Here is a 21082-nt window from a genome sequence, read left to right on the forward strand (position 1 = left end):
TTCTCCGAGGCATGAGTTGCCCTCCCACTTTCCGCCACACGATCCAAATCTCAAGACTAAGCAAAAAACTCATTTTGCACCCCTCCCGCCATCCGTCATCCAGCCTCACTCCTCAAACTCCGTGTAGTGCCTCCTCCGCGGCGGCTCCGTCACCAGCGCCTTCTGCTTCCAGAACGTCGCCTGGTGCAGATCCTTCTCGCAGCCCACGCCGTCCAGATAGCATTGGGATAGGTTCTTCATCGCCTCCACCACCCCCTCCTCCGCGGCTGCCTTGATCGCCGCAAATCCCGTCCGCCGCTCCTTCGTCGTCTGCCCGTGATTGAGCAGCACCATCCCCGCCAGATTCTTCGCCGGCGGCAGCTTGTCCGCCACGCGTGAGAGCGTGTCATACACATCCTGCCACAGCGCGGGGTCATGCTCCGCCTTGCGCCACAGCAAATGCGCCGCCAGATACGCCTCCAGCGGATGCTTCGAGCGGCTCATGTAGGAAAGCACCAGCGCCCCCGCCTTCTCGCTGTCCTGCGGCACCCCGCGCCCCTGAAACAGCGCCTCCGCATAGTAGAATCTGGCATCCCGCCGCTTCCCCGCCTCAAATGCCTTCTGGTACAGCGCCACGCTCCGCGCCGCATTGCGCTGGCAGCCATACCCCGCCGCATGCAGGTGCCCCTCCAGCAGCATGGCAGACACGCTCCCGCGCTCCGCCAGTTGATGCACCGTCTCCCCCCACCCCGCATCCAGCCACTTGCCCTCTTTGAAAAGCTGCCGTGCCATCCGGTCGCACAGCGAATCCGCAAACGGCTGCCAGAACGTGTCCTGCGGAAACTCATACACCGCGTTCATCACCACATTCAGCGCCGGTTTGAAGTCCTCCGTCGCCTCCAGCCCGCGCATCTCCTCCAGGATCTCCAGCCTCGCCTCCCCCACCTTTTCCTCATGCGTAAAGGCGGGCTTCAGCGCCCGCAGCGACGCCCCTTCAATAAACTGCTCCTTCCCCGGCAGCAGCTCGCTCACCTCGATCTTGTCATTCGCGTCAGTGATCCGCCATTTGTCAGCCACATCCCGCTGCACCTGGCACACCAGCACCCCCTTCCCCCGCGCGATCCTCTCCCCGCGCTGCACCTCAAACTGAAACGGCTGCGTCACCTTGATCAGGTCAAACGTCTCCACCTCCGCCTGCGCTCCCGCCACCACGCTGATCCGCCGCAGCGGCCACCGCGACCGCAGCTCCTCCTCCAGCTTCAGCAGCACCTCCGTTGGCGGATGGTCCAGCATGAAGAACTTCCCCTGTCCCGCCGCCACATGGTCCAGCAGCGTCGCCACGGACACCTCATTCCAGGACCTCACATACGCCGCCGTCCGCTCCATCGCCTCCTGCTTCGCGGACAGCTTCATCGCCGCCCGCTTGTCCCCAAACCTCCGCGCCTTTTCAAACGCCCCCAGCGCCTCCTTGATGTCCGGCTCCGTGCCGTTCCCGTACTCGTACCTCTCCCCCAGCGGCATCCACGCGGCGGCCTCCCCCAGCTTTGCCGCCGTCTTCAGTTGCTGGAAAGCCGCCGGCGTGTAGCGCTCCGGATTCTCCGGATCATCCACCACGCTCACAAAATCACGCAGCGCCTCCCGCCTCCCTCCTTCCACCGCCTGCTGCAGCAGAAACACCACCTCCTCGCCAAACTTCCCCGCATACCGCAGCGCCAGCGCCAGCTCATGCATCGCCTCCAGGTTTCCCTGCTCCGCCAGCGGCATCAGCATCTGCCCCGCCAGCGGCGCGGCCCCCGCCTGCCGCAGCTCGCGGCACGCGCGGATCACCACTTCCGGCGGCACCGCCGGCAAAGCATCGCTCACCCGCGGCTTCACCCTCTCCTCCTTCTCCTCAGAGGGCCGGTCCAGATGATGCGACCAGTAAATAATTCCAGCAATCATCGCCGCGCACGCCAGCAGTCCCACCATCAGCAGTGAAGACGACTCCTCCTCATCCCCCGCCGCCTTCTTCGTTTCCACGCCCGCCTTCACCCCCTCACGCGTCTCGCTGATCACCGGCGCAGCAGCAGCAGCCGTCGCTTGCGGCACCGCCACCACCGCCGCAGCCGGCGCCCCCCCCGCTTCCGTCACCGGCCCCGTCGGCAAGATCACCTCCCCCACCCGCTCCCCTGCACGCGGCTTCAGCGAGCTCGGCTTCAGCAGGTAACCACGCTTGCTCGGCCGTGGTCCCGCCGCCGCACCGCTCTCCCCGGGCGTCCGCTCTCCTTCGGCCATCTGAGGTGCCGTCACCTCATCGCCTTCCGCCACATCCACATCAAACACCTCTCCCCCGATCCCAAACTTAAACGGCGTGTTCACCTCCAGCTCGCTCGAGGTCACCCCGTTCACCGAAAACTGCGCCGCCGCATACACGCCGATGAGCTGAAACGTCCGCTCGCCCGTCCGGTACAGCACGCAGTGCCGCGGCAGAATCCCCACGCCCTCAAACGTCACATCGCATTCCGGCCCGCAGCCCAGCGTCAGCGAAGCATGCAGCGGGCAGGAAATCCGGTGCTCACCATCGGGGGTTCGCAATGTCAAAACCGTCAGGGCCATCGCGCCAGTATGTCTAAACAACTGTTTAGCGTCGAGTCAGCATTCCGTTAAAGAATCTAGGACATCCTTACTTCTTACTTTCCAGCTCCCAGCTCCTGGTAGTACCGCTTCACCAGGTCACGGAATTCCGCGGGCACCGGATCACGGTCCACTGGCGCCAGATTCTTCCCCGCGTCCTTCTTCGAGAGCTCCTCCACCACACGGTCCCGCAGCTCCATCAGCGGCTGCGTGATGCGCGTGTTCAAATAAGACACCTGCGGCGCCTCGTTGCTCCGCTTCAGCTCGATCCTCAGCGCACGCGCGCGGTCCTGCACCTTCGCCGCCTCATTGCGCAGCTCCGGGTTGTTCAGCAGTTCCTCCACATTGCGCAGCCGGTCGCTCCACTGCTCATAGCCGCTGCCGGTAAACACACCCTTGTCCGGCTGCTCCTTGCTGTCTTCAAAGAACAGCGCCTCAGGCACCGCACCGCCGTTGATCTGCGGACGCCTGCGGTCATTGTCAGAATCGCGGTCAGTCGTTGGCCCTCCTGCAATCTGGTTGTCGCCTCCGTTTCTGCCATCACGAGGCGTCCCCTGCCGTGGCTGACCCTCGCGCGGCTCGCCATTGCGCGGTTCCGCCGAATTATTCCCCTCTGCAGTCTGCCCACGCCCTTCACCACGCCCGGGCTGCCTGCCTTCTCCGCGCTGCCCTGGAGTTTCCCCGTTCTCCGCCTGCTGCGGCATGCCTTGCCCCTGGCCTTGTCCCTGCCCAGGCTGCTGCCCTTCCTGGCCCGGCTGCTGCCCCTGGCCCTGCCCCGGTTGCTTTCCTTGCCCCTGTTCCGCGGAAGCCTGCTGTTGTCCCTTCCCCTGGCCTTGGCCTTCAGCCCCCGGCTGCTGGCCATCCTTCCCAGGCTCCTTGCCCTCGCCAGGCTTCTGCCCCTGCCCGTTCTCGGCAGTCTGCGCCTCCTTGCCCTCTCCTTTGCCATCTTTCCCTTCGCCCGGCTTTTCGCCTTCACCTGGTTTGTTGCCTTGGCCGGGTTTCTCACCCTGACCTTCAGCCATCTTGGAATCCTGCTTCTCGCCCTTGCCATCCTTGCCTTCTCCCTTTTCGCCCGGCTCTTTGCCCTGGCCATCCTTGCCCTGCTGGCCTTCACCGGCCTTCTCGCCTTTCTCCGCAGCTTTGACTTCGCGTGACTGCCCATCCTTGCCCTCCTGGCCTTGGCCCTCCCCCTTCTTCGCTTCCTTGGCTCCGGCCTTGGGCTCTCCGGCATCTGCGGTCTTCTTCCCGTCCTGGCCCTTCTCCGCGGCCTCCTGCTCCTGCGCTTCCTTGATCAGCTTGTCCAGCTCGTTTTTCGCCACGCGCAGCGCTTCGCTCTCGCTGCCCAGCACGCTCTCGGCCGCCTTCTCCATGCCTTTGCGCAGTTCTTCCACCGCATTGGCCGCCTTGCGCTCCGCATCCTTCGCTTCCGCCTGCGAACCGTAGCGCAGTTGATCACGCGCCTCCTTCAGGTTTTCCTCCAGCCCGCTCGTCTGCGCCTTGCGCACCGCGTCGTACAAATTCCGGTGCAGCAGCGGCTCGCTCTCCTCCGCCTGCTCGCTGAGCTGCCGCATGCTGTTCAGCAGCTTCTCCACATTCTCCTGCTGCTCCGCCACCTGCCGGCTCTGCGCCGCGTTCTGCATGTTCTGCTCGATGTCAGATCCCGCCTCCTTCTGATTCTCCAGCGCCTCGCCGATCTTCTTTTCCTTCTCCGCCACATCGCGCGCCTGCTGCCTGAGCTGCTTCACCTCGTCCGCAAATTTCTTGGACGTCTTCTGCCGGAAATCCTCCTGCATCTTCTCCAGCTCGCGCTGCGCCCGCGTCGCCGCATTGGCCGCGTCCGCCAGCTTCTCGTCTTTCATCTGCTCCGCCGCCTCGCGCACCTTCTCACGCGTCTGCTCCAGTTGCTCCTTCGCCTCCGCCATGTTCTGCGCGTTCTCCGGCTTCTCCATCCGCTCCTTGAGATCGTCCAGGTCGCTCAGCAGTTGCTCCTGCTCCGCCTGCAAACGCTTGAGCTGGTTGTCCAGCTCCTGCTTCTCCTCCTCCGTTTTCGCATTCGCGATCTGGTTTTGCAGCTCCTTGATCTTCTCGGCCAGCGCCTCCTGCCGCCGCGCCAGCTCCTTCAGCCGGTTCAGTACCTGCAGGTTCTCCTGCTGCTCCGCCGTCTGCTCCTCGCTCGCCGCCTTTTCCTCCTCGTAGCGCTGCTCCTTCTGCTTCAGCTCCAGGTCCATGATCTGGTTCTGGTTCGCCTGCTGCTGTCCCGGCATGGGCTTGTCCTGCCGCATCACCTGGTGCTCCCGGCTCTGCGCCCGGTGCAGCCATTCCAGCGCCGTCTGCTCAAACGTCAGCGCCTGGTTCAGCGGCGGGCGCTTCTTCTCCTCCGAAGCCTGCTGCAGCGGCCCCTGCGCATCCTTCAGGCTCTTCCACGCCTCCGTCAGCGCCTGCTTCACCTGCGCATCCTCCGTCTTCTCCATTCCCTCCTTCACCTGATCCATCGCGATCCCCGTGGACTGATGCACCACATCCACGTCCGGCGCCGCCGACTCCATCGTACGCCCTGCATTCGTGTCACGGATGATCTTCCACGTCGCGTTCACCAGTTGCTTCACCAGGTCCACCAGCTTGTCGCTCTGCGCCTTCGGCTGGCCCGGCTCGCTTGGTGGCGCCTCCATCTCGCGGAAGATGTCCTCGTAGTGCCGCACATCCGCAAAGAACATGTCGCTCATGCTCCGCCGCACCTCGCCCTTCGGCCCCGTGTCCTCCGCCCAGAGGTAATAGCTCACCAGTTGCCGCGGCTCCGCCTTCTCCTTCTCCAGCGCCAGCTCCGCCTTCACATCCTGCTTCTTCAGCGGCGCCGTCACCGCATGTTTAAAAATGATCTCCTTGCTGTTCCCATTGATGCTGAAGACCGCCCCCGACTTCGTCACCCCCAGGTCGTCAGACACCTTCGCCTCCACCGGCAGTTCCTGAATGCTCGACACCTGCAGGTCACGCTTCGGAAACACCACTTCAATTTTCGCCAGTCGGTTCGCCTGCACCGTCACCGTGAACCACGGCGGATTCTTGTTCCCGCGCTCCGCCTCATCCACCAGATGCAGCCGGTATTTCTGCGACTTCTCCGCCATGAGCACTCCTTCCAGCACCGTCGCATCCCCCGCGCTCGGCGTCAGGGCGACGATACTCTTGTCTTCTCCAAAAAGCTCCGCCGCCGTCAGGTGCGGCACAAACGGCGAATGCTCCTTGCTCGTGGCAGCCGCCGCATCTCCGCTCGCGAGCAGCGGTTTGTTCACCTTGATCTTCCACACGATCTTTGAGCCCTCCAGCGCCGTCACCTTCTTCGTGTTCTTCGTCTCCTTCGCCGGCAGCTTCGTGTACTCCGGCGGCGTCACCGTCACATCGCTGCTCACCAGCGCCGGGAAATCAAACACTGTGATCGTGTGCAGCGCCGACTTCTGCCCCGCAAACTCCACGTGGTATTTCGTGTCGCGCTCCACCTTGTGGATCATCCCGCCATACACCTGCTCATCCACCGTCAGGCGCATCGGCAGCCGCTCACGTTCCTTCCCGTCCGCCTCGCTCACCACCAGCACTGCATCGGCCGGCACCGGCCCGTTGAACCGCGCCTCCACGATCAGATGCGTCCCGCGCTCCAGCTCCGTGTCCCCCGGCGTCAGCGTCGCCTTAAATTCAGTCGGCTTCACCACCTCCTCTTTCTGAACTTTCGCCACCACCGCCGCCCGGTTCCGCTGCCACGACTGCACCCGCAGCATCACATCCGTGATCACAAACCCGATCACCGCCATCCACGCCGCCACCAGCGCGCGCGTGTACGGCCGGTTTGCCACCGTCACCGGCCAGTTCTGCGTCGCCGCGTGCGCCAGCGCCCGGTCGATCAGCCGCTCATGCAGAAACCCCGCCGTCTCATCCGCCCCCGCCTCATGCTCGATCGCCGTCAGCAGCAGCGCATTCAAGGAGGGGTGCTTCCTCTCGATCACCCGTGCAATGTCCCGCGCGCTCCAGATGTTCCGCCGCCCTTTCAGCCACGCAATCAAAGTGAGCACTCCCAGCCCCAGCATCGACCACCGGTCCAGCCTCTTCGACACATGCAGCCCGTTCACCGTCGCCAGCAGAAACGCCCCCCTCACCAAAATCCCCAGCACAAACACCGCCGCCAGATGCCGCAGCAGCCGCGCCCTCCTCAGCGCCTCACGAACTTCAGCAATCCGGGCTTCGAGGATGGAGCGTGCGATCATGGTGGTGAATAGTTTGTCGATGAATCAATGCCGGAGCCACTGGGAAACGGTCTCGATGATTGAAGAAGCCTTGGTCCAAAACAACTCGCCATGCCGCATCGCGAGACAACCACAGGCGATACCTCCCGCAGTCATCATCAACCAATCTCTGGTTTCCATCGCAGACACAGATGTGATCAGGACCAAAAACGTAACGACACCTCCAAACAAGAGCCCGCATCCAAAATGCAGTCTCTTGTCATGAAGAATGGAATCGTCATTCATCGTGGGAAAATTCAGGTAGAATTACGCCGTTTGGAGAGTCGTCTGTCTTCCGCGGCCCGCAACCCACGTTTCCAGCACAAGAACGGCCAAAAGTATCAAAAGCACATACCACCACGACTGCTGCCGCTGCTCCGTGTCCGCCGCCGTCAGCCGCTCGTCGCTCGTCTCCCCGCCTCCCTTTTCCGCTGCGCCGGCCAGTTTGATCCCATATTCCGCCAGCTTCTGCGGCGCCAGCGGCAGCACCCGCCCCTCATCCGGCGGCAGATTCACCGCAATGACCCGCGTGAGCGCCTCGCTCCGCACCTGGTACAGCCCCGCCTGCCCCGCCGTGAATCCCATCCCGGCCTTCAGCTCATGCACCTTTCCATCCGGCTCCTTGACCGTGTGCGCGGCCGCCGCATCCAGCGGCAGCGCATCCCCCACCAGCAGAGTCGCCGCCGGGTCATGACTGAACCCCGCCGCCGCCAGCCAGCCATACAGCAGCGGCACAAACTTCGTGCTCAGCGCCAGTTGGCTGTCCGCAGGGTGCCAGCCGGAGGCCAGCACGATCAGCGTCCCCTTGCCGATCCGCCCGCTGAGAATCGCCGGACGCCCATTGTCAAACTTCGCCAGCGTTTCCAGCTTTCCGCCTTCATCCTTGATCTCGATCAGCCGGTGCTTCCAAAACCGCAGCTTCGTGAAATCCCGCAGCTTCGGATCCGCAAACGGCTTGAGCAGAGGATGCTCCGTCTTCACATCCGCCAGCATGCGGTAGTCCTCATTCGCGTCCTCATCCTTGATCACCACCCCTGAAATCCCCGTGAGCGTTTGCAGCAGGGCGGCATCTGCGGAAGAACCCGCCACCTCCACCAGGAACCCACCACCCGCGACGAAATCCCGCAGTCCCGCATGCAGGTTCGCCGGAGGCGTGCTCCCCGAGATCACCAGCACATCCGGCTTCTGCGCCGGCATCGCCTTGCCCGCCGTCAGCACGGGCGCCAGCGTCGCCGTCGGCTGCAGCGCCCGCGTCAGATAATACAGCGGCGATGCAGCCTCATCACGCGTCGCCTCATCCCCCAGGAAATGAATCCTCACCGCACGCGGCTGCGGCGGCGCAATGAACAGCCGGTTGTCAAAATCATACCGGTCACCCGTCAGCGCCAGCACGTTCGCCTTCGTGGAGTTCGGCGGTGCATTGAGAATGCGCGAAGCCCCCGGCGGCATCTGCGTTGCGATCGCATCCGCCTGCGGCCCCTTTTCCCACGCCAGCGTGAAGTCCCGCAGTGCCGAATCCCGCGTGTTGCTCACCCGCGCCCGCACCAGCGCCTCAGCGCTCTCCTCGTCCCGCGCCGCCAGTGCGATGGAAAAATTGTCATTCGTCGCCGCATCCAGCCGATGAACACTCAGCGTCAGCTCCGCCGGCCACGCCATGGTGCGCAGGGCGTCCAGCCTCGTACCTTCCTGCAGATCCGTGATCAGGTGGATGCGTTTTTTCAGCTTCGCTGTACTCGAATCAAACGCCGGCACCGCCGCGATCAGCGCCCGGTCCAGTTGCGTCGCATCCCACCCCGGCGCCAGTTCCGCCAGCCGGCTCTGCAGCGCCGCGCTCCGGTTGCCCGGCGTGTTGCGGTCCTCCTCAAACGTCCACACCGGCGTCATCTCCCGGTCAAACACCGCCAGCGCCACCCGGTCCGTGATCTTCGCCTCCTTAAACACACGCTCCGCCTCCGCGATCCCCCGCTTCCACAAATCATCCCGCCGCATCGAAGCACTCCGATCCAGCAAAATCAGCGTCGCCTTGTCTCCCGAGGAAGCCCCCGCGTTTTCACTCTGCACAAACGGCCGTGCAAACATCAGCGCCAGCAGGATCAGCGCCAGGCACCGCAGCGCCAGCAGCAGCCAGTTTTCCAGCCGCCTCTTGCTCACCGGCACCGGCGTGCTCGCATCCAGAAACATCAGCGTGCTGAATTCCACCCGGTCCTGCGGCGGCTTGCGTCTCAGGTGCAGCAAAATCGGCGCAATGATCGCCGCTGCGCCCGCGAGGTAGAGAGGAAAGAGCCAGGACATGCGAGGTAAATGACGAAATCAGAATGACGAATGTCGAATCAGACAGAAATACGCGCTGCAGAAGATTTGGAGGCTTTCTTCCGCTGACGCGCACTGAGAAAATCAAAGAGCACCTCCTCCAGCGGCTGATCCGTCGGACAGAAATGATACTCCACATTGTGCCGGTCCACCGCAGCCTGGATCGTCTCCCGGTGCGCCTGCAGCCGCTTCAGGTAATTCTCCCGCACCAGCTGCGGATCCAGAAAACGCTCCACCCCCGTCTCCGCATCCCGGAAATACGCCGACTTCTCAAACGTGAAATCAATCTCCGCCCGGTCCATCAGGTGAAACACCACCAGGTCGTGTCCCATCGCGCTCAGCAGCGCCAGTTGCTTCTCCAAATGCTCCACCGGCGCCAGCAGATCCGTGATCAGGCAGATCATCCCCCGCTTCCGCAGCATATCCGCAAGCTGCCCCACCGACACCGCCAGCGACGTCCCCGCCGCCTTCGCCGGCCTCTCCAGCTCCGTGATGATCCGCCGCAGATGTCCCGGCCGGTTCCGCGGCGGCAGATGCTCCTCAATCCCATCCGCAAACGTCGTCAGCCCCGCCGCATCTCCCTGCTTCATCAAAAACGAAGCCAGCGTCGCCGCCAGTGTCGCCGCATAATCCGCCTTCGTGTATCCCAACGAGCCAAAGTTCATCGACTTGCTGTGATCAATCACCATCTGGCACCGCAGGTTCGTCTCATCCTCAAACTTCTTGATGTACGTCCGGTCACTCCGCGCCAGCACCTTCCAGTCGATGTACCGCGGATCATCCCCCTGCACATACGCCCGGTACTCGCTGAACTCCACCGAGAACCCATGATACGGACTCCGGTGCATCCCCTTCCACAGCCCCTCCACCACCACCTTCGCCCGCAGCTCAAGCGACTTGATGCGCATCAGCGCGGCAGGATCGAGGAATGTCGTGGCAGCAGTCACGAGCGGCCCTCCGTGAATGTGATGTTTTCGCTCTCTTCAAAACCTTCCCACGCATCCTTCATTGAGCCTTGAACTTTCTCGCAAACCACCGCCCCAGTGCCCCCCACCACCCCGCGCCACGCCAGCCCCAACGGGGCTGCGTAACATAGCCCAGGGTCAGCCGAGCCTAAGCGAGGCGACCCTGGGTAAAACCGCACACGCCCGGGAAGCAAACCCAGCACCCCGCCGCACCCAGCATCCACCAGCAGCGTCTGCACCAAACTCCGCCGCACATTGTCTCCGCAGCACGCCCGCGCCCCGCTGCCGCCTCTGCCATTCATGGTCGTCATGCTCATAGGATTGCGTCAAAGATCACCATTCCTCATTCATTCGTCATTCCTCATTCTGGTTTCGTCATTGTCAGGTCTGCTACTTCACATGCTCCATCAGCTTCCCAATCACCTTCTCCACCGTCACCCCCTCCGCCTCCGCCTTGTAATTCACCAGAATACGATGCCTGAAAACCGGCATCGCCATCGCCCGAATGTCCTCCACCGTCACATGCGTCCGGTTATGCAGCAGCACCCGCGTCTTCGCCCCCAGCACCAGGTTCTGGCTCGCACGCGTCCCCGCGCCCCAGCTCACCCATTGATTGATAAAATCCGGCACCCCCTCGCGTCCGGGTCGTGACGCGGCTGACAGACGCACCGCATACCGCGCCACATCTTCCGCAATGGGCACCTTCCTCACCACCTGCTGAAACGCCAGCAGCTCCTCGCCGCTGAACAGCCGCTGCACCGGCTCGCCCTTGCCCGCCGTCGTCCTCGTCACCACCGCCACCTCATCATCCTCGCTGAGGTAGTCGATCACAATGTTCAGCATGAAGCGGTCCAGCTGCGCCTCCGGCAGCGGATACGTCCCCTCCTGCTCGATCGGGTTCTGCGTCGCCAGCACAAAGAACGGCTCCGGCAGGTGCATCGTCTTCCCGTTCACCGTCACCTGATGCTCCTGCATCGCCTCCAGCAGCGCCGCCTGCGTCTTCGGCGGCGTGCGGTTGATCTCATCCGCCAGGATCATGTTCGCAAACACCGGCCCCCGGCTGAACACCAGCTTCCTCCCCTCCGGACTGTCCTCCAAAATCTCCGTCCCCGTGATGTCAGACGGCATCAAATCCGGCGTAAACTGAATCCGCTGAAAGCTCAGGTGGCACACATCCGCCACCGTCTTGATGAGCAGCGTCTTCGCCAGCCCCGGCGCCCCCGTGATCAAACAATGCCCCCCGCTCAGCAGCGCGATCAGCATCTCATCAATCACATGCTGCTGCCCCACGATCACCTTCCCCACCTCCGCAAAAATCCGCTGCCGCGCCGTGGAGAGCAGTTCGACGATCTGGCGTTCAGTGAGGGAGGCGGAAGACGGCGGAAAGTCGGGAGGGGCGTTCATGGATAAAGGTGCCCTATCAAACAGCGCCCACGATGCCAAGTTTTCATCCGCCCCCGCAGGAACCAAAGAAAGCCCGCCTCACACACGCCAGCGCCCCCGGACCACGCCGCTTCAGCGCCGCCCTCGAACATCCCCACCCCCCAGACCTCCGCTACCACCCTCTAGCGCAAATCATAAATCGTAAATCATAAATCCCCCCTCACTTCGACCACGCCGGCTCCGGCTCCCAGCTCTTCTCCCCCTTCCCCACCCCCACCAGCTCCTCTTCCTCCACCTCTTCCGTCTCCTCCAGCAGCGGCGCAAACCTCTCCGACTTAAACCCCAGCTCCTGCTTCACGCTGGAGTGCGGATCATCCGGATTGTTCAGCTCCTTCAGCAGCAGCAGAATGTCAAACTCCGCCCCCGCCAGCTTGATCTCCGCATCATCATTCACCACAAACTGCGGGTTCGACCTCCCCGCCCGGATGGCCCTCACCGTGTAGATCTCGTCCTTCTTCGGCAGAGACTTGTACAGGTCAAAGACCCAGGGATCGAATTGATCATTGATGCAGACGACTTGCTGGCCGGTTTTGAACATGAAAATATCAAAGGTGTTACGGTTGTACGAAGTGAATGCCGTGCTCGCCGGCGATCTCAACAAGCCGTGACATATCAGGCCCTCCCTCTTTCGCAAACTCGACTGCACACCGGTCGAAGAAGTTTTCAAAACCCGACGGCACCGTCGTGATCAGCATCTTCAGCGGCGTGCTTCCCGCATTGCGAAACGCGTGCACCACCCCCTTCGGCATGAACACCGCCGTCCCTGGCGCCACCGCCAGCCACTTCCCCTCCTGGAAAAACTCCACGCTCCCCTCGATCACATAAAAATTCTCGTCCTCCCGTGTGTGATAATGCGGTGGCGGCCCGCCTCCAGGCTGCGTCGTCTCGATCCACTGCGTAAACCGCCCTCCCGACTGCGCCCCCGTCACCACAAACTCCACCTCATCACCAAACACCGTCATGGATTTCCCCTGCCCGGGCAGGCTCACAACAGGAACAGCATCACGCTCAAAACTCATAGCCCCTACCCCTACATCACCTCACCCAACAGGCAAGACCCCCGCGCACTCTCCACACCCAGACCTCCGGCCAATTTAAAATTCTCAGTTTTCAGTTCTCAATTTACAATCCCACCGCTCCCCCGCCTTCCTCATTCCGCATTCGTCTTTCCCCCCGCTGCAACTTTCCCCCACCCCCAACGTTGAAGCCCCCGGAACGCTCCCATCCCCTCATGCACCGCCGCTCTCTTTTCATCCTCACCTTCCTGGCATTCACCACCCTCTGCCACGCCCAGCTCCAGCTCCCCGAAGGCATCACCAAGCTCGAGCTCACCGTCGATGGCGTCTCCCGCACCGGCTTCATCTACGCCCCCTCCTCCGCCAAAGACACCCCCACCCCCGTCATCTTCGTCTGGCACGGCCACGGCGGCACCGCCCTGCAGGCAGGCCGCAGCTTCGCCATGTTCAAGCACATGCCCCAGGCCATCTCCATCTACCTCCAGGGCCTCAATACCCCCGGCCAGCTCACCGACCCCGAAGGCAAAAAGCCCGGCTGGCAGCACGGTGCCGGCGCAGAAGGCGACCGCGACCTCAAGCTCTTCGATGCCGCCCTCGCCCATCTCAAAGAAAACTACAAGATCGACACCAGGCGCATCTTCTCCACCGGCCACTCCAATGGCGGCGGCTTCACCTACCTCCTCTGGCAGACCCGTCCGGACGTCCTCTGCGCCGTGGCCCCCTCCGCCGCCGCGTCCATCCGTCTTCGCGATACCCCCTTCAAGCCCAAGCCCTGCATGCACCTCGCCGGCACCGCGGATCCCCTCGTCAAATACGAGTGGCAGCAGCTCGCCATGACCAAGGTCAAAGAGATCAATCAATGCTCCCCCGAAGGCACCCCCTGGGACAAAGAATGCACCCTCTTCCCCTCCAAGGTCGGCGCCCCGTTCGTCGCCTTCATCAAAGAAGGCGGCACGCATAAATTCCCTGAGGAGGCGCCCGCGCTGATCGCCAAGTTTTTCAAAGAACAGTCCGCGGCGGTGAAGTGAGGGGCCGCTGCGCGCCAGCGTCGTTTTCCGCCCGGCGTTACAGCAAAGCTCCGGCCCACTCGGCTTCCTTGAAGCCGACCAGATTCACTTTGTTCTTCGGGTCGATGGCGAAGGGCCTTTTCACCAAATTGCCATTCCCCGCCAGCAGTTTCAGCGCGTCCTCGGTGCTCATGCCAGGCAGCTTGTCTTTCAGACCCAGGCTGCGGTAGTCCATGCCGGAGACGTTGAAGAGCCTGCGCAGATCGCCGTCATGCGCGGCCAGCATGGCCTTCAGTTCCGCCAGAGACGGCGGCGTCTCACGAATGGCGGTTTCTTCGAAGGAAATCGAATGCTGCTTGAGCCACTTGAGGGCGTTCTTGCAGGTGGAGCAGCCGGAATAAGCGTAAACTTTGAGCATAGTATGAAAAAAAGGATGGTCCGCTAGCTTTGCACGCTTTTGAGCCACGGTTCAAACTCCACCGGCACCTTCGCCTCAAACGCCATCGGCTGGTCATGGATCGGGTGGTTAAACGAAAGCTTCCACGCATGCAGCATCAGCCGCGGCACCCGCACCCGCTGCTTGTTTGGCTGCGCATAGATCGGGTCCCCTAAAATCGCGCACTGCAGCGCCTCCCGCATGTGCACGCGGATCTGGTGCGTCCGCCCCGTCAGCAGCCGGCACTGGATCAGCGCGCAGCCTTCCACCACCGCCAGGCGCTTCCATTCCGTCACCGCCTCCTTCCCCGCTCCGTCCAGCAAAATGCTCATCCGCTTACGGTCCACCGGATGCCGCCCAATAAAGTTCTGGATCCGCCCGTTCTCATCCTTCGGAACGCCATTCACCACCGCCAGGTAGATCTTCGTCAGCCGCCTCTCCGAAAACGCCTCCGTCAGCCGGCGGTGCGCCACATCATTCTTCGCCACCACCATGCACCCGCTCGTGTCCTTGTCCAGCCGGTGCACAATCCCCGGCCGCATCTCCCCGCCTATCCCGCTCAGGTCGTCGATGTGGTGCAGCAGCGCATTCACCAGCGTCCCGTCCGGGTTCCCCTCCGCCGGGTGCACCACCAGTCCGGACGCCTTGTCCAGCACCACAATGTCCCGGTCCTCATACAAAATCGTCAAAGGAATATCCTGGGCCTTGATCTCCACCTCGGCTACTTCAGGCACCGTGAGACTCACCGCATCCCCGCATTTGAGGGCCGTTCCCGCCTTGGCGGGCTTCCCATTCAGCGTAGCATGGCCCTCCTTGATCAGGTCCTGCAATCTTGAGCGCGACATCTCCGGCAAACGCCTTGCCAGGTGCTTGTCGAAACGTTCTCCAATATCAATGGTTTCAGTGATGGTCCAGTCCACCCCACAAACTCAAGTTTCGAATTAATAAGGCAAACTGTAATTTCTGGCATATCGAATGCGTCCCCCTCGTCTCACTTCCCCCGCCCCTTGATTCTCGCACCTCCAGAACAGTCCTTTCTCAGCACCTGCCCCGTGTGCCAGCGGCAGATCGATGTCACTTCCCTCGAGCCCTTCACCAAACTCAAATGCCCCTTCTGCGGCCAGATGGTCCGCGTCCGCCGCCGCTTCGATCAGTTCATGATCATCCGCCAGATCGGCGAAGGCGGCATGAGCCGCGTGTTCGAAGCCGAAGATGAAACCCTCGGCCGCCGCGTCGCCCTCAAAATCCTTAACCGCCAGTACTCCCGCGACTCCACCCGTCTGGAGCAGTTCCGCCAGGAGGCCCACATCACCGCAAACGTCACCCACCCCAACGTCATCAAGCTCTACTCCGTGGGCTATGACCAGGGCTACTTCTACATCGCCATGGAGCTCGTCGGCGGCGGCTCCCTCGAGCAGCGCATCCGCCGTGAAGGCCACCTCAAGGAGGCCGAAGCCCTGCGCATCGGCCGCGAAGTCGCAGAAGGTCTCCGTGCCGCGCAGCAGCTCACCCTCATCCACCGCGACGTCAAACCCGCCAACATCCTCTTCACCGAGACCGGCACCGCCAAAGTCGTGGACTTCGGCCTCGCCCTCTTCACCGACCGCGGCGGAGACCAGTCCGGCGAGATCTGGGCCACCCCCTACTACGTCGCCCCCGAAAAAGTCATCGAAAACAAAGAAGACTACCGCAGCGACATCTTCAGCCTCGGCGCCAGCCTCTACCACGCCCTCACCGGCAGCCCCCCGCACAAGGCGGACACCAGCGCCATCGAAGACCTCCGCCGCATCAAATCCAGGCGCGTCACCCTCGGCGAGTCCGGCCTCCGCTTCTCCCCCCGCACCGAGCACGTCATCAATGGCATGCTCTCCTTCAGCCCCCAGGACCGCTTCGCCAACTACTCCGAAGTGGTCGATGAAATGCGCCTCGCCGAAGGCCTCCTCGACCGCGGCAGCGTCCGCCGCCGCCTCTTCTCCCGCCGCGCCCGCCTCATCGGCTCCATCGCCGCCGCCATCATCTTCGCCTACGGCATGGGCTGGCTCATCCGCGAAGGCGGGGAGCGCCGCCACACCCGCGCCATCCAGATCTCCACCGCCAACGAGCGCGATCTCAATGGCACCGGCGTCACCCTCCAGGCCGCCGATAAAAAAGACAAGGACAAAAAGACCGTCACGGAGCGCTTCACCAAGGCCCGCAACCTCATGCTTCAGGAGTTCAAGTTCGCCGAAGCACGCCAGAAATTCACCGAGCTCATCGACTCCAAGGACCTCCTCCAGCCCACCGAAAACTGGGCCCGCTTCAATGCCGCCCTCTGCAGCATCATGCTCGAAAAGAAGCAGGATGCCGCCGCCCAGTTCGCCCAGCTCTCCACCTCCGCTGAGCTCAACGGCCTCGCCCCCTTCTTCGCCAAGATCAAAGAACGCATGGGCGCCCCCTTCGTTCCCGGCACCCCGCCCGCCTCTCTCGGTTACAAGACCGACAACGAAGAAATCCTCGGTTACCTCGTCCAGGGCCTCGCCGAATGGCATTTTGGCGATGCCCCCCGCGGCGCCGAAGAACTCGAAGACTTCCAGAAATACCTCGCCCAGATCAAAACCGCCGCCGCCGCAACCCCGGCGCCCTCCCTCAACTGGCTCTCCCTGTACACGCCGCTCCTCCAGCGCTATCAGGCGGACGTCCCCCTCGTCCGTGCCGCACTCAAAGGCCACATCGCCGCCACCGTCCCCGAGCTCCGCGCCTCCCTCGCAGAACTTCCCAAGATCCGCAAAGAACTCAAAACCTCCGGCGCCTTCCTCGCCGTCATCAAGGAATGGGAGACTGTGCTCCAGCGCGAGATCTCCCGCATGACCCTCGAAGACCAGCAGCGCCAGCTCGAAAAAGACAAGCAGCAGCGCCTCGCAGACCTCGAGCTCCTCGCCGAGGTGAACACCCTCGTCCCCTCCCTCGTCCAGGGTTACGACTACACCCGCGCCATCGATCTCCTCACCACCACCCATCTCGGCACCGCGGACGTCCGCACCGCCCTCGATGGCCGCCTCTACCTCTACGCCCAGTCCCGCGACTTCATCCGCCAGCTCACCACCGACCTCGCCACCACCGGCTGGACCGGCACCATCACCCGGCGCGAAGGCGGCCAGCTCACCGGCCGCATCACCGCCACGGCAGACGGCGCCCAGATCCACGTCATCCTCGAACGCGGCACCCTCACCCTCCCCTTCGAAAGCCTCACCCCCGAGACCCTCGTCGAAATCGCCCAGTCCCTCGGCGCCCAGGTCACCGACTCCACCGACTACTACCGCCGTCAGGAAAACACCGCCGCCTTCGCCCGCCTCAACGGCCTCACCCAGCTCTCCACCACCATCGCCGCCCAGCTCATGGAAGAGAACTCCTCCTTCCGCATGCGCTGGATGAAAGTCATGGCCGCCGGCATCTGAAAAAGCGCCCCATTGCGCCTCCACTGGAGCCCCGTTCGTAGTTCGGGCTTCGGGGTTCGCTTCACGGCTTCGCAGCAGCCCGTTCCGGCCTCCCCGTTCGTAGTTCGGGCTTCAGCCCGTTCCGGCCTCTGAGTATTCTAGTCCCGGCTTCAGCCGGCTCCGGACAGCGTCCCCTTCGCGCCACCACCCCCGTCGCACGACCATCCGGTCCGTCTCCACCCACTACGATGGACACTCTTGTCCGTCGGCCACCGCCCCCGCGCATCCCACCCCCCGAAAAACCACCGTCAACAACCGCAAACCACCGCCAACGGCTCGCCCCCCCCGCAGGGGTAGCGAGCCCGCTCCAAAGAAATCAGCGCTCTTCAATCACCACCCGCCGCACCACGCGCACCGGCCCCTCATTCACATACTCCACCTTTACCGGCAGTCCCGCGTGCATCCGCCTCGCCACCTCGTCCGGAGTCAGAATCACCCCCGCCGGCCCCACATACACCACCTGCGGCCCATACGTGTACGTCACCGGCCCCGTCGTCTCCCGCACCACAAACCGCGTCCCCGGCTCGTACACATCCACGATCCCATTGGCCGACACAATCTGCGTGTTCGGCACCACCGCCGCTCCCGGCGGCGCCACCACCGTCACGCCCCCCGGCACCGGCGCAGGCACCACCACCGGCACATCCGGCGTCACCGGCCCCGCCACCGTCTGCGCATTCGCCTCAGCCGGCCCCAGAATCAGACTCACACACTCCAAAGCCACCAGCCCGCCGGCAGCCACCCAGGAAAGAGAATAAGAAGAAAGAAGTTTCGTTTTCATACCCCAAAAATCGCCCCCGCCTCTTCCCAGGACGTCAGGGGAGCCCCCTACGGCAGCGAAAGGCCCCCCCGCAGCCTTCGCACCCAAAGCGCCACGTGCTTCACCACCACCCCGGCCTCGAAATCCGTCCCTTCGACAATCAACAGTCCTTGCTCATCAACGTGTTCTCCGAAGCTCGTAGAGCGAAGGATGAATCGTCAATCACTCACACCCAGAACACTCGCCAGCCCCTGTGCCGGTCGCTGATCGGACAATCAGTCATCGTCATTGATTTGAGGCGCCGCTCCTGTCCCCAAAGAGAGAGCGTGTGCCTGGGGACCACCATTCCGCGAGTCATTGAAACCACACCTGCCAAGACCAGCGCCCCTCATCCCTTCTCCTCCAGCATCCGTGCGATCCGTGACTCAAATTCCGTCCCCCCCTCCGCCTTGCTTGAGCAAAGCCCCGACATGTGCCATGAAGCCACCTCGCTGCTCCCCGCCGTCCGCCACCACTCCCGGCACCACCCCCATCTTCTGTTCCCCCTTTTTGCGCAACGATGGATGAAACACCCCCACAGCCTGCACATCCTTCCAATGTCTCCACGCAAAGCCCGGGCCCTTCCCAGGTGGAGCGGCAGCTTGCAGAAGACGCCAGGGCTTCGGCTCCTCGCACACAGGCCTGGCATCCACCGGCCGTCGATGAACTGCGGAAAATCTTGCGGCAGCACGAGATCAGCCACTTCATCGCCCGCGGCGGCATGGGCGCCGTTTACAAAGGCACCCAAAAAGCCTTGAAGCGCGAAGTCGCCATCAAGGTTCTGCCGCCGCAGATGGCGGAGAGGAACGACCTGAATTTTTCAGCCCGCTTCAAGCACGAGGCGCAAACTATGGCGCGCCTCTCGCACCCCAACATCATCACCGTTCACGACGCCGGGGCCACCTCAAACGGCCTGCTCTACTTCGTCATGGAGTATGTGGACGGCACGGACCTGGCCCGGCTCATCGCCCGTGACGGCCCCCTCGCACCTCGCCGCGCCGCAGACATCACCATCTCCGTGTGTGAGGCCCTCTCCTTCGCTCATGCCATGGGCATCATCCACCGCGACATCAAGCCCTCCAACATCATGATCGACCTCAAGGGCCGCGTGAAAGTTGCCGACTTTGGACTGGCAAGGGCGCTCAACGCAGAAGACACCCCGCACATCCCCGGCCACCCCGCCAGTGGCACGCCGGATTTCATCGCCCCCGAAGCCCTCATCCCCGGCATCCATCTCGATCAACGAGCCGACTTATATGCCCTCGGTGTCATGCTCTACCAGATGCTCACCGGCAGACTTCCCCACAGCCTCCCCGCCCCGCCCAGCCACCTCGCACCAAACGTGAGCACCAGCCTCGACGCCGTCGTGACCAAAGCCATGCAAAACGATCGCAGCCACCGCTACACCTCAGCCGCGGAAATGAAGCAAGACCTCGAACAGGCCTCACTCGCGTCTTGAAGCCAGCCGCATCCGTCCTCCAAAACGCGGCGCACCTGAGGAATGCTATTTTTTCAAAAGCTTGTTAACTGGCGGCTCCGCCCCGATCCAAAACACATTCAACCGCTCGTCATGATGGATTTGCAACGAAGCTCGCAACGCTTTCGTCGCCTCGGTCCCCTCACGCTCACCCGCCGGCAGAAAGTGACTCGGTTCCAGGCGCTTGCTGACCTCGATCAAACCGTTTTCAGGGTCCGTTTTGGAAGGAACCAGAAAAGGCGCTTTGATATACCACCCATCGAGCCTGAATTCGCCGCGTCGCTGCGGTGACGCAGCACCCGCAGCATCTTCCTTCACCACCAGCTCCCCCACAAGATACACGTGGTAGTCACCCGTGGCATTGAGATTCAGTATGTAGGGGTGCAAAGCCGCCAATGCTTCGATGGCAGCCGCGTTCGAATGGCGGGCAAACTCCACTTCGAAGGCGGTTTCTCTTCTCAAAACATAAACCCACGACCCTTCCGTGTGCCCGTCATGGAAAGACAGCGGAAACGCCTGCTGATCACGACCCTCCTCGGCCCGCCCAGAACCCAGTTGGGACTGCATGACCAAGCACAGCACCAGAATGAAAAAGATTTTCATGGTCAAATCGACGAAGCCCATTTTGCGCCTAGAACCCCGGCAGGCAACATCAATCAAGAAGAGAAGCCCGCTTCCCCACACCACGGCTCGCTTCGGGCATGCCGCCGACCCCAAGACCATCTCACACACCGGCCACTCAACGGTTAAAAACTCCGGCCCTCCGGCCATTCCTTTGCCCCACATTCCTTTGCCCCACATTCCTTTGCCAAAACCAGCGCCACCTTCCCTCCCCCCCCCATCATCCCCTCTCCTCCGGCATCCGTGCTGGTCGTGCAATCCGTGGTTCAAATTTCGGCCTCTCTGCGTTTTCCAAAGCAAAAGTCAGACCGCCGCCCACCTCCCCACCCAGGCCTGATCAAACGACGCGGTCGTATCCGCCTCATCGCCCATCCAGCGCGCCTTGGCGGCAAAGCCAGCTCCCGTTACCTGCGCCGTCGGAGCACTCACGGAGATAGTCGTCTGGGCGTTTTGGACGACGCTGAGCACAGTCTTGCCCCCTCCTGTGTGAGGGTCCGGACCTGGCGTGTCCCACCTCCCCAGAAAAAATCTCTGCGTTTATCAAATTTGCCTTCGGCTGCTTCCACGCCTCAAAAAGCCAGCCAACAACTCCGCCTCCTCCTCAACAGAAATACCCACCAGCCCCCCCGCATACCCGGCGCCAGCTACCGTAAACCACCGCCAGATTCTCCTTGG

Annotated in this window: 16 protein-coding genes; 3 read left to right on the plus strand and 13 right to left on the minus strand. The window is 62.8% G+C overall.

Annotation, left to right across the window (positions count from 1 at the left end):
• Positions 1-105 precede the first annotated feature (105 nt).
• From ACILSQ_RS13805 to ACILSQ_RS13840, 8 genes are all read right to left on the minus strand, one after another.
• The gene (locus ACILSQ_RS13805; protein WP_395744219.1) at positions 106-2559 is read right to left on the minus strand and encodes a hypothetical protein; all 2454 of its coding nucleotides are present in this window, start codon (positions 2557-2559) and stop codon (positions 106-108) included.
• 89 nt (positions 2560-2648) lie between these two features.
• Positions 2649-6842 carry a hypothetical protein gene (locus ACILSQ_RS13810; protein WP_395744220.1) on the minus strand — a complete coding sequence of 1398 codons (4194 nt, stop codon included), beginning with the start codon at positions 6840-6842 and terminating at the stop codon, positions 2649-2651.
• 24 nt (positions 6843-6866) lie between these two features.
• On the minus strand, positions 6867-7106 hold the full coding sequence (locus tag ACILSQ_RS13815) for a hypothetical protein (protein WP_395744221.1): 240 nt from the start codon (positions 7104-7106) through the stop codon (positions 6867-6869).
• 21 nt (positions 7107-7127) lie between these two features.
• Positions 7128-9152: a VWA domain-containing protein gene (locus ACILSQ_RS13820; protein WP_395744222.1), complete on the minus strand. Its 2025-nt coding sequence runs from the start codon at positions 9150-9152 to the stop codon at positions 7128-7130.
• Between the two features lie 38 nt (positions 9153-9190).
• On the minus strand, positions 9191-10117 hold the full coding sequence (locus ACILSQ_RS13825) for a DUF58 domain-containing protein (protein ID WP_395744223.1): 927 nt from the start codon (positions 10115-10117) through the stop codon (positions 9191-9193).
• A 408-nt stretch (positions 10118-10525) separates the two neighbouring features.
• Positions 10526-11539, minus strand: coding sequence for an AAA family ATPase (locus ACILSQ_RS13830; RefSeq protein ID WP_395744224.1), 1014 nt, complete (start codon positions 11537-11539; stop codon positions 10526-10528).
• Positions 11540-11738: 199 nt separating this feature from the next.
• On the minus strand, positions 11739-12116 hold the full coding sequence (locus ACILSQ_RS13835; RefSeq protein ID WP_395744225.1) for a hypothetical protein: 378 nt from the start codon (positions 12114-12116) through the stop codon (positions 11739-11741).
• Between the two features lie 16 nt (positions 12117-12132).
• Positions 12133-12567 carry a dimethylsulfonioproprionate lyase family protein gene (locus ACILSQ_RS13840; RefSeq protein ID WP_395744226.1) on the minus strand — a complete coding sequence of 145 codons (435 nt, stop codon included), beginning with the start codon at positions 12565-12567 and terminating at the stop codon, positions 12133-12135.
• 242 nt (positions 12568-12809) lie between these two features.
• Between ACILSQ_RS13840 and ACILSQ_RS13845 the strand changes: the two genes are divergently transcribed.
• The gene (locus tag ACILSQ_RS13845; protein WP_395744227.1) at positions 12810-13622 is read left to right on the plus strand and encodes an alpha/beta hydrolase family esterase; all 813 of its coding nucleotides are present in this window, start codon (positions 12810-12812) and stop codon (positions 13620-13622) included.
• Between the two features lie 37 nt (positions 13623-13659).
• Here ACILSQ_RS13845 and ACILSQ_RS13850 read toward each other — a convergent pair whose 3' ends face one another.
• Together ACILSQ_RS13850 and ACILSQ_RS13855 are read right to left on the minus strand one after the other, a co-directional pair.
• Complete coding sequence (locus ACILSQ_RS13850) at positions 13660-14019, minus strand: arsenate reductase family protein (protein ID WP_395744228.1); 360 nt, start codon at positions 14017-14019, stop codon at positions 13660-13662.
• 23 nt (positions 14020-14042) lie between these two features.
• Complete coding sequence (locus ACILSQ_RS13855) at positions 14043-14957, minus strand: RluA family pseudouridine synthase (RefSeq protein WP_395744229.1); 915 nt, start codon at positions 14955-14957, stop codon at positions 14043-14045.
• Between the two features lie 87 nt (positions 14958-15044).
• Between ACILSQ_RS13855 and ACILSQ_RS13860 the strand changes: the two genes are divergently transcribed.
• A complete protein-coding gene (locus ACILSQ_RS13860; RefSeq protein ID WP_395744230.1) occupies positions 15045-17471 on the plus strand; it encodes a serine/threonine-protein kinase in 2427 nt (808 codons plus the stop codon).
• 355 nt (positions 17472-17826) lie between these two features.
• On the opposite strand, the gene ACILSQ_RS13865 is transcribed toward ACILSQ_RS13860, so the two are convergent.
• Positions 17827-18291, minus strand: coding sequence for a hypothetical protein (locus ACILSQ_RS13865; protein WP_395744231.1), 465 nt, complete (start codon positions 18289-18291; stop codon positions 17827-17829).
• 538 nt (positions 18292-18829) lie between these two features.
• Here ACILSQ_RS13865 and ACILSQ_RS13870 point away from each other — a divergent pair.
• Entirely contained in the window at positions 18830-19768 is a 939-nt protein-coding gene (locus ACILSQ_RS13870; RefSeq protein WP_395744232.1) for a serine/threonine-protein kinase, read from the plus strand.
• Between the two features lie 45 nt (positions 19769-19813).
• Here the strand turns inward: ACILSQ_RS13870 and ACILSQ_RS13875 are convergent, their stop codons facing one another.
• Together ACILSQ_RS13875 and ACILSQ_RS13880 are read right to left on the minus strand one after the other, a co-directional pair.
• On the minus strand, positions 19814-20389 hold the full coding sequence (locus ACILSQ_RS13875; RefSeq protein WP_395744233.1) for a hypothetical protein: 576 nt from the start codon (positions 20387-20389) through the stop codon (positions 19814-19816).
• Positions 20390-20710: 321 nt separating this feature from the next.
• On the minus strand, positions 20711-20836 hold the full coding sequence (locus ACILSQ_RS13880) for a hypothetical protein (protein ID WP_395744234.1): 126 nt from the start codon (positions 20834-20836) through the stop codon (positions 20711-20713).
• Between the last annotated feature and the right edge of the window lie 246 nt (positions 20837-21082).

The sequence above is a fragment of the Prosthecobacter sp. genome, from assembly GCF_044227185.1.
Taxonomy (GTDB): Bacteria; Verrucomicrobiota; Verrucomicrobiia; order Verrucomicrobiales; family Verrucomicrobiaceae; genus Prosthecobacter.

What these genes read in the sequence shown, in the direction of transcription:
- ACILSQ_RS13810 (WP_395744220.1), bottom strand. Translation starts at nt 6,842, where the DNA reads ATGATCGCACGCTCCATCCTCGAAGCCCGGATTGCTGAAGTTCGTGAG.
- ACILSQ_RS13815 (WP_395744221.1), bottom strand. Translation starts at nt 7,106, where the DNA reads ATGAATGACGATTCCATTCTTCATGACAAGAGACTGCATTTTGGATGC.
- ACILSQ_RS13820 (WP_395744222.1), bottom strand. Translation starts at nt 9,152, where the DNA reads ATGTCCTGGCTCTTTCCTCTCTACCTCGCGGGCGCAGCGGCGATCATT.
- ACILSQ_RS13830 (WP_395744224.1), bottom strand. Translation starts at nt 11,539, where the DNA reads ATGAACGCCCCTCCCGACTTTCCGCCGTCTTCCGCCTCCCTCACTGAA.
- ACILSQ_RS13835 (WP_395744225.1), bottom strand. Translation starts at nt 12,116, where the DNA reads ATGTTCAAAACCGGCCAGCAAGTCGTCTGCATCAATGATCAATTCGAT.
- ACILSQ_RS13845 (WP_395744227.1), top strand. Translation starts at nt 12,810, where the DNA reads ATGCACCGCCGCTCTCTTTTCATCCTCACCTTCCTGGCATTCACCACC.
- ACILSQ_RS13850 (WP_395744228.1), bottom strand. Translation starts at nt 14,019, where the DNA reads ATGCTCAAAGTTTACGCTTATTCCGGCTGCTCCACCTGCAAGAACGCC.
- ACILSQ_RS13865 (WP_395744231.1), bottom strand. Translation starts at nt 18,291, where the DNA reads ATGAAAACGAAACTTCTTTCTTCTTATTCTCTTTCCTGGGTGGCTGCC.
- ACILSQ_RS13870 (WP_395744232.1), top strand. Translation starts at nt 18,830, where the DNA reads ATGGATGAAACACCCCCACAGCCTGCACATCCTTCCAATGTCTCCACG.
- ACILSQ_RS13875 (WP_395744233.1), bottom strand. Translation starts at nt 20,389, where the DNA reads ATGAAAATCTTTTTCATTCTGGTGCTGTGCTTGGTCATGCAGTCCCAA.